The sequence below is a fragment of the Propionivibrio sp. genome (assembly GCF_049316945.1).
GTDB lineage: Bacteria > Pseudomonadota > Gammaproteobacteria > Burkholderiales > Rhodocyclaceae > Propionivibrio.
On the sequence record NZ_JBMOJE010000065.1, the window covers coordinates 20,124 to 28,147 of the forward strand.

Here is an 8,024-nt window from a genome sequence, read left to right on the forward strand (position 1 = left end):
CCGTGGAGAAAGCCTTAACACCCACCGCAGAGACGCAAAGTCGCAGAGGTTTCGCAGAGAAATGCAAAGCGAACTCTTTGTCCTCTTTGTCCTCTTTGGCTCTGCGGGCGCGTAGCTTGGCCTCGGGCCATGGATTTATAATTTTCACAAGCTCTCAACCGATTCATTGAAAGCGTAAATACATGACATCACTCTCGCTGTCGCTCTGGATCACGTTCGGAATCGGGCTGCAACTGGCGATCTATCTGGGCATCGTCTTCTGGCGCCACTGGACGGGTTATCAGGCGCTACGCAGCGTTGCGGCCGACCTGGATTTGCCGTTGCCACAAGCCGTGCTGCCAGCTAGCGAGGAAACTGCTGTTGCCGCCTGGACTGGCTACCGGACCTTCCGGGTCGAGCGCAAGACGGTCGAAGACGTTTCGCAGTCGGTCTGCTCGTTTTACCTTGTGCCGGAAGACGGGAAGCCGCTACCGTCTTTCCTGCCCGGGCAGTTTCTGACCTTCCGCCTCGATGTGCCGACAAGCACCGGCGGCAGCGAACAAATCATCCGCTGCTATACCCTGTCGGACGCACCGCGTCCCGATTGTTACCGCGTCTCGATCAAGCGCGTGCCTTCGCCCGCCGGCAGCGATTTTCCAGCGGGCCGTTCATCGAATCATTTTCACGATCACGTCGAAGTCGGCAGCGTCTTGCAGGTGCGGGCGCCCTCCGGGCATTTTTACATCGACCGCAGCGAGGCGCCAGTGGTGCTGATCGGTAGCGGCGTCGGCATCACGCCGATGCTGAGCATGCTCAACTGGAGTCTGGCTGAACAGAAAGGGCGTGAGATCTGGCTGTTCTACGGCGTGCGCCATGGCCGCGAACTGGTGATGAAATCCCACCTCGACGCCCTGGCGGCGGCACATCCGAACTTTCATCTGCGCGTATGCTTCAGCGACCCGCAGGCCGAGGATGTCGTCGGCCGCGATTACCAGCACCGTGGCCGCATCGAGGTTGAGCTATTGCGCATGCAACTGCCGATCAAGCCTTATCACTTCTACATTTGCGGCCCTTCGCCGATGATGGAAAGCCTGGTGCCGGCACTGGAGGATTGGGGCGTACGCGATTCGCACATCCACTTCGAGGCCTTCGGCCCGGCCTCGATCAAACGGCGGAATACGATCGCTGCGACAACAAGTGACGCCAAGGCGAGCGACCTCGTCGTGACCTTCGCCCAATCGGGCAAACAGTTGCCCTGGCTGCCCGCCACCGCCAATCTGCTCGATTTTGCCGAGAATAGTGGTATCGCCGTCAATTCCGGATGCCGGGCCGGGGGCTGCGGCAGCTGCCAGACGACCATCCTGTCCGGCGAAGTGAGCTACCATCAGCCGCCGGATTTCGACCCGGAGCCGGGCACCTGCCTGCTCTGCGTGTGCACGCCCAAGACCAGCCTGACCCTGGAGTCCTAGATGGAAAAATCGCTCTGGCGGGAGCAGATCCTGCCCTTTACCGTACTGATTGGCTTGCTGGCGCTAGCCACGCTGGCCGGCGACTTTCTGCTGCACCGGTTCAATCTGGTCTGGGTCGGCCGCTACCTGGGCATTCCGGGAACGATCCTGATCATCCTCTCGCTGGTCTATTCGCTGCGCAAACGCAAATACATCAGCAGCGGAAATCCGAAAACACTGCTCACCCTGCACGAGATCGGCACCTGGCTCGGCTCCCTGATGGTCCTGATTCATGCCGGCATCCATTTCAACGCCATCCTGCCGTGGCTGGCGACCATCGCCATGGGCGTCAATGTGATCAGCGGCATGGTCGGAAAACTGCTCCTGAGTCGTTCGCGCCAACATTTGCAGGGGCAACGTGAGCACTTCCAGTTGCGCGGTCTGTCACAGCCGGAGGTGCAACAAGCCTTGTTCTGGGATGCGGTGACGTTCGACGCCATGGCCAAGTGGCGCAAAGTTCATATCCCGATCTTCATTGTTTTCGCGGTGCTGGCGCTCGGCCACATCATCAGCGTCTTTTTGTTCTGGGGCTGGATATGAGCCGAATCGTCAAGATCATTCTGGCCATCAATCTGATCGTTTTTACGGTTCTTGTTTTCGTCTACCCCAACCTGATGGTCGGGCCGGGCAAGCTGATCCCCGGCCACAAGACACTGGAAACCGACTGCTTTGCCTGTCATGCCCCGCTGACCGGCGCGCAATCCGCGCGTTGCGTCACCTGTCACAAACCCGCAGAAATCGGTCGCCTGACGACGAAGGGCCTGCCCATCCCCAAGCCGCTGACCTCGACGCCGTTCCACCAGAATCTGGTCAGCGAGGATTGTGTGGCGTGCCATAGCGATCATGCGGGCGTCAAACGCTTCCGGCCGCAAGGACATTTCAACCATGACCTGCTGAAGAAGGAAACGCGTGAAATCTGCCAGGATTGCCACAAGGCACCGGCCGACCCGCTGCACAAGCAGATTACCGGAAACTGCAAGCAGTGCCACAGCCTGGACAAATGGAAGCCGGCGACCTTCGACCACGACAAGTATTTCCAACTCGACCGCGACCACAACAAGGGCTGCGTGACCTGCCATGTGCGTAACGACTACAGCCGCTATACCTGTTACGGCTGCCACGAACACACGACGGAGAACATTCGCCGCAAGCACGTCGAGGAAGGCATTCGCGACTACGACAATTGTGTCGAGTGCCACCTCAGCGCCAAAGAGGATGACATCCGCGGCAAGCACGGCAAAAGCGAAGGCAATCGTGAAGGAAAATCAGGCAGAAAGGAACGAGATGAGCACGATTAAGCGCAATCTCGTTGAAACGATACCCACTTATTATTCCAACCTTTGGAGAAATACCCCATGAATCCAGAACAACAACAGGCCATCCTTACCCTTGCGCTGCTCGCCGCGTTTGCCGACGGCGCCAACGATGAGCGCGAGCGCGAACAGATTCGCCGCCTCGCAGAATCACTCGGCGGCGAGCCGGGAGCGGCCAATCTGCCGGCCATCTACCAGAAAGTCATTCTGAAGCAGGCCAGCCTGAAGGAGGCGGCCGCCACCCTGGTTGAACCGGGGCACCGGCAACTGGCTTATGAAATGGCTGTCTGTGTGTGCGATGCCGACGGTCGCATGACGGAAGCAGAGAAGAAATTCCTCGCCGAACTTGCATCCGCGCTCGGTCTTGAAAGCAGCGTCACCGACCGGGCCAACAATCAGGCGGAGGCCATGGCCGAACTGGCCGACGATGCGGCTCCGTCATCCGTGGCGAATGTTGAAAAAATCGTAGCTGGAACCGCGGCCACAACCACGGTCGCAACTGCCTACTCGGCCCCCGGCCCGGTAGTAGCGGCCACCCCCAGCCTCTCCGAGGCCGAGATGGACAAGAGCGTCCTTAACTACGCGATCCTCAACGGCGCCCTCGAATTGCTGCCGCAATCCTGGGCCTCGATGGCCATCATTCCTCTGCAGATCAAGATGGTCTATGGCATCGGCAAGGCACACGGCTACGAACTCGACCAGGGGCACATTCGCGAACTGCTGGCCACCCTCGGGGTGGGCTTGACCTCGCAGTATCTGGAGCAGTTCGGCCGCAAGCTGCTGGGTGGACTGTTCGGCAAAGTAGCAGGCGGCCTGGGCAAACAGCTCGGGCAGTCAGCCACCAGCATGGCCTTTTCCTTCGCCTCCACTTATGCGCTGGGGCAGGTCGCCAGGCGCTATTACGCGGGCGGAAGACAGATGAACACGGAAATGCTGAAGGAAAGCTTCCAGAATCTGCTCGGCCCGGCCAAGGAAATGCAGGCCCGCTATCTGCCACAGATCCAGCAAAAGGCCAGTGGCCTGGATGCAACCCAGATCATGGCCATGGTGCGCGGCGCATGAACCTTAAAACAGCAGTTGGATGTAATGCCAATGTCGCAAGCCCTCATCCCCGGCCCTTCTCCCGCGGGGAGAAGGGTGCAAACTCCCTCTCCCCGCGGGAGAGGGTTGGGGTGAGGGCAACCCCCCCGTCAAACTTGGCTTTGCGGTCAATTTGTCGCAGTCAACTGCGGTTTTTAGCATGAATACAGCCAGTACAGCGCCGCCCTCGCTGACCCGTTACGCCTGGCTTTCCATCGCGGCGGCCATTGCCACCATCCTGCTCAAGGGCGTGGCGTGGCAACTGACCGGCTCGGTCGGGCTGCTCTCGGACGCCATTGAATCTTTCGTCAATCTCGCCGGTGCGATGATGGCGTTGTGGATGCTGACGCTGGCGGCACTGCCCGCCGACGACGATCACGCCCACGGACACGGCAAGGCCGAGTATTTCTCCAGCGCTTTCGAGGGCTTCCTGATCCTCCTGGCAGCGGTCAGCATTGGCTATACGGCCATCGGGCGCCTGCTGGCTCCGCAGCCGCTCGAAGCCGTTGGACTCGGGCTAATGGTTTCAGTGGTCGCTTCGGTGATCAATTTCGCCACGGCGCGAATCCTGTTGCGCGTGGGCAAGGAACACAATTCGATCACCCTGGAAGCTGATGCGCATCACCTGATGACCGATGTATGGACCTCGGTCGGTGTCATTGGCGGCGTCGGACTGGTGTGGATGACAGGCTGGCTCTGGCTCGACGCGGCCATTGCCCTGCTCGTGGCGGCAAATATCGTATGGACCGGATTTCAGCTGATGAGCCGTTCGGCCGCCGGCCTGATGGACATCTCGCTGCCCCCGGAAAAGCTGGCGCTAATCGAGAACCTGTTGGCCGGCTACCGTGCCCAGGGACTCGATTTCAAAGCCCTGCGCACCCGCCAGGCCGGCAGCCGCGCCTTTGTAACCCTGAACGTTCTGGTGCCCGGAGACTGGACGGTGCAATACGGTCACGACTGGGCAGAACGTATCGAGGTCGATATCCGCAACGCCATCCAGCATGCGGATATCACCACCCATCTTGAACCGATAGAAGCGCCGGGAAAGTAACGTAACGACACATCCACCGCAAAGCCGCAAAGAGCGCAAAGTTGCCGCAAAGGAAACCCAATATTTTCAGGCTTATTGCTTTTCTTTGCGATTCCTTTGCAACTTTGCGTCTTTGCGGTGGACGTCAGGAGCCTGATTCGACGCGGTACTCGGCGGATCGGGCGTGGGCTGGCAAGCCTTCGCCCTTGGCCAGCGTTGACGCGATACGCCCCAGCGTCTTCGATGCGGCTTGTGATACACGGATCAGGCTGGTTCGCTTCTGGAAGTCATAAACACCGAGCGGCGACGAGAAACGGGCGCTGCCCGAGGTCGGCAGGACATGGTTCGGTCCGGCGCAGTAGTCGCCAAGGGACTCCGAGGTGTACGGGCCGATGAAGATGGCGCCGGCGTGGTCAATCTTCTCCACCCAGTTTTCGGCATCGGCCAAGGAAAGTTCAAGGTGCTCCGGTGCGATGCGATTGGCGATGGCGCAGGCTTCGTCGAGATCGCGCACCTGGATCAGCGCGCCGCGATTTTCCAGTGAAGCGCGAATCACTTCGCGGCGCGGCATGGTCGGCAGCAGTTTTTCAATGGATTGAGCAACACGGTCGATGTAAGCCGCATCCGGGCAAAGCAGAATCGACTGCGCCAGCTCGTCGTGCTCGGCCTGCGAGAAGAGGTCCATCGCCACCCAGTCGGGATCGGTCTTGCCGTCGCAGATGATGAGGATTTCCGAAGGCCCTGCCACCATGTCGATGCCCACCACGCCGAAAACACGGCGTTTGGCCGCGGCGACGTAGGCATTGCCGGGGCCGACGATCTTGTCCACCTGCGGCACCGTCTGCGTGCCGTAGGCCAGCGCACCAATCGCCTGCGCGCCGCCGATGCAGAATACGCGGTCGACGCCAACCAGCGCGGCGGCCGCCAGCACCAGCGGATTGCGCTCACCACCCGGCGTCGGCACGACCATGACCAGTTCCTTGACGCCCGCCACCTTGGCCGGAATCGCATTCATCAGTACCGACGACGGATAGGAGGCCTTGCCACCGGGCACGTAGAGGCCAACGCGGTCGAGTGGCGTCACCTTCTGACCGAGCAGCGTGTCATCTTCATCTACGTACTGCCAACTCTGCAGGAGCTGGCGCTGGTGATAACTTCTGACGCGGCTGGCCGCCGCTTCGAGCGCCTCGCGCTGATCCCTGGGCAAGCCGTTGAGCGCCTCTTGTAACTCGTCCCGTGACAGTTCCAGTTCGAGCATCGATTGAACGTCGAGCCGGTCGAAACGCTTGGTGTAGTCGACCACGGCGGCATCGCCACGTGTTTTGACATCAGCCAGAATTGAAGCTACGGCAAGGTCAACCGACTCGTCCTGCGCGCTTTCAAATGCCAGCAGCGCATCGAGCCGCTGCCTGAAATCGGCATCGCTGCTGGAAAAACGCTTGATCGCAATCACCGCCCGACAACGCTCGCGATGGCATCCAGAATCGGGACAATCTTCTCGCGCTTGAGCTTGAGTGCGGCCTGATTGACGATCAGGCGCGAAGAAATGTCGATCACGTGCTCGACCGCGACCAGATTGTTGGCCTTCAGCGTAGCGCCAGACGACACAAGATCGACGATGGCATCGGCCAGGCCGGCCAGCGGGGCCAGTTCCATCGAGCCATAGAGCTTGATCAGGTCGACGTGCACGCCCTTGGCGGCGAAGTGTTCGCGGGCGATATTGATGTACTTGGTGGCCACCTTGATGCGCGCGCCCTGACGCACGGCACTCTCGTAGTCAAAGCCAACCGGTATCGCCACCATCATCCGGCACTTGGCGATCTTCAGGTCGAGCGGCTGGTAGAGGCCGTCGCTGCCATGTTCAAGCAGCACATCCTTGCCGGCCACGCCGAGATCCGCCGCACCATATTGCACATAGGTTGGCGCGTCGCTGGCGCGCACGATGACCAGACGCACGTCGGCGCGGGTGGTAGTCAGGATCAGCTTGCGCGAAGTCTCGGGGTTGTCCAGCGGCTCAATGCCAGCCGCGGCCAGCAAAGGCAGCGTCTCTTCAAAAATGCGGCCCTTAGAAAGGGCAATGGTAATGCCATCCACGGCGTGTTCCTGCTTGAATAAAGGGGCGATTTTACCGCAATGCCGCTCTCACTTGGACAAACGACGACAAATCCAGAAACCGCTGGACTTGCAGCGTAAATGCAATGCAAATCAGGAGACCAACCATGAAAACCGCCACCATTCCATCGCTGGGTGTCGCCCCGGAACTCAGGCAGGCGGCTGAAAGCGTCCTTCAGGACGGGGAAACATTATCCAGTTTCGTAGAGTCATCTTTACGAACAAACATCAAGCGTCGACGTTTCCAGCAGGAATTTATCGCCCGCCGTGAAGCGGAATTATTCAGTCGCCCGGAGACGCCCATAAACAGGCGTTCTTTAAATGGCCTGCCATGGAAGCCGCATGAATATTAGCTTCCATGGCATTGCACTCACAGACGCCCGTATTCATTGGCTTGCGGGCCTGAACTATCAGTGTTCACGGCTGACGTTGGCGCCCCTTGCCATAGCCAACCCGGTCTATAAGGCTTCCCCAAAAACTAGGAGAGTGCAGATGAATCGGCATCTTGTTGGGTTTATCGTATCGACAGCGTTCTTCATCCAAGCCGGCTCAGCATCGGTAACCACCCCAGATACGATCAGGACGCTACAGAGGAAGCTCTATGCCAAGGCCAAGCAAGAAACTGCCTGTGTGACACACTCAAAGACTGAGTGTTCAAGCGCGACATCCTCAGTCGCGCCGGTAAAGCACGGTGTGGGGAAATGTGCATGCCTCGGTGTGAAGAACATCGGAAAGCCGTGTGCGTTAATAGCGCATGCACGGTTTGATGAGGGAGGGCAGGCGAAGGCAATCTATGGCAAGGCTGTTGAGGCACCGCCAGACGAAAGGGGCGGCAACAGCTTGGCTAAACCTAAGCCGGACAAGCCGGAACCAAAAAGGGTAAGCTTTCCCTGTGATTTCTCAATGGCGAGGGGTTAATCATGAATGCATTGCTGACCGAGCGATATCAGCAATTCTCATTTTAAAAATCATGCCTGATTACGAACGGTGCGGTTAAAGAAC

General features: G+C 59.3%; 9 protein-coding genes. 7 read left to right on the forward strand and 2 right to left on the reverse strand.

Translation table 11 applies throughout. The features are described 5' to 3' along the window. Positions 1 to 182: 182 nt before the first annotated feature. The 5 genes from ACOYNV_RS15210 to ACOYNV_RS15230 all read left to right on the forward strand — a co-directional run bounded on the left by ACOYNV_RS15210 (position 183) and on the right by ACOYNV_RS15230 (position 4,931). On the forward strand, positions 183 to 1,448 hold the full coding sequence (locus ACOYNV_RS15210) for a 2Fe-2S iron-sulfur cluster-binding protein (RefSeq protein WP_422900640.1): 1,266 nt from the start codon (positions 183 to 185) through the stop codon (positions 1,446 to 1,448). Then, positions 1,449 to 2,027 (forward strand): hypothetical protein, encoded by a 579-nt coding sequence (locus tag ACOYNV_RS15215; RefSeq protein ID WP_422900641.1) that lies wholly within the window; start codon positions 1,449 to 1,451, stop codon positions 2,025 to 2,027. It begins immediately after the preceding gene. Further along, positions 2,024 to 2,785, forward strand: a complete 762-nt coding sequence (locus tag ACOYNV_RS15220) for a cytochrome c3 family protein (RefSeq protein ID WP_422900642.1) — start codon at positions 2,024 to 2,026, stop codon at positions 2,783 to 2,785. Before ACOYNV_RS15215 ends, ACOYNV_RS15220 begins: the two co-directional genes overlap by 4 nt. Before the next feature lie 57 nt (positions 2,786 to 2,842). Further along, positions 2,843 to 3,862, forward strand: coding sequence for a DUF533 domain-containing protein (locus ACOYNV_RS15225; RefSeq protein WP_422900643.1), 1,020 nt, complete (start codon positions 2,843 to 2,845; stop codon positions 3,860 to 3,862). 178 nt (positions 3,863 to 4,040) lie between these two features. After that, entirely contained in the window at positions 4,041 to 4,931 is an 891-nt protein-coding gene (locus tag ACOYNV_RS15230) for a cation diffusion facilitator family transporter (RefSeq protein ID WP_422900644.1), read from the forward strand. Positions 4,932 to 5,055: 124 nt separating this feature from the next. Here ACOYNV_RS15230 and hisD read toward each other — a convergent pair whose 3' ends face one another. Both hisD and hisG read right to left on the reverse strand, forming a co-directional pair. Then, positions 5,056 to 6,363, reverse strand: coding sequence for a histidinol dehydrogenase (hisD, locus tag ACOYNV_RS15235; RefSeq protein WP_422900645.1), 1,308 nt, complete (start codon positions 6,361 to 6,363; stop codon positions 5,056 to 5,058). After that, on the reverse strand, positions 6,360 to 7,004 hold the full coding sequence (gene hisG, locus ACOYNV_RS15240; RefSeq protein ID WP_422900646.1) for an ATP phosphoribosyltransferase: 645 nt from the start codon (positions 7,002 to 7,004) through the stop codon (positions 6,360 to 6,362). Before hisG ends, hisD begins: the two co-directional genes overlap by 4 nt. 125 nt (positions 7,005 to 7,129) lie before the next feature. Here hisG and ACOYNV_RS15245 point away from each other — a divergent pair, with 125 nt between their 5' ends. After that, positions 7,130 to 7,375 (forward strand): YlcI/YnfO family protein, encoded by a 246-nt coding sequence (locus tag ACOYNV_RS15245; RefSeq protein WP_422900647.1) that lies wholly within the window; start codon positions 7,130 to 7,132, stop codon positions 7,373 to 7,375. After that, entirely contained in the window at positions 7,365 to 7,940 is a 576-nt protein-coding gene (locus tag ACOYNV_RS15250) for a hypothetical protein (protein WP_422900648.1), read from the forward strand. Before ACOYNV_RS15245 ends, ACOYNV_RS15250 begins: the two co-directional genes overlap by 11 nt. Positions 7,941 to 8,024 lie beyond the last annotated feature (84 nt).

Bases quoted from the DNA above. Each gene is read 5' to 3' on its own strand.
- ACOYNV_RS15245 (WP_422900647.1), top strand. From the start codon at position 7,130: ATGAAAACCGCCACCATTCCATCGCTGGGTGTCGCCCCGGAACTCAGG.
- ACOYNV_RS15210 (WP_422900640.1), top strand. From the start codon at position 183: ATGACATCACTCTCGCTGTCGCTCTGGATCACGTTCGGAATCGGGCTG.
- ACOYNV_RS15230 (WP_422900644.1), top strand. From the start codon at position 4,041: ATGAATACAGCCAGTACAGCGCCGCCCTCGCTGACCCGTTACGCCTGG.
- ACOYNV_RS15250 (WP_422900648.1), top strand. From the start codon at position 7,365: ATGAATATTAGCTTCCATGGCATTGCACTCACAGACGCCCGTATTCAT.
- ACOYNV_RS15225 (WP_422900643.1), top strand. From the start codon at position 2,843: ATGAATCCAGAACAACAACAGGCCATCCTTACCCTTGCGCTGCTCGCC.
- ACOYNV_RS15220 (WP_422900642.1), top strand. From the start codon at position 2,024: ATGAGCCGAATCGTCAAGATCATTCTGGCCATCAATCTGATCGTTTTT.
- ACOYNV_RS15215 (WP_422900641.1), top strand. From the start codon at position 1,449: ATGGAAAAATCGCTCTGGCGGGAGCAGATCCTGCCCTTTACCGTACTG.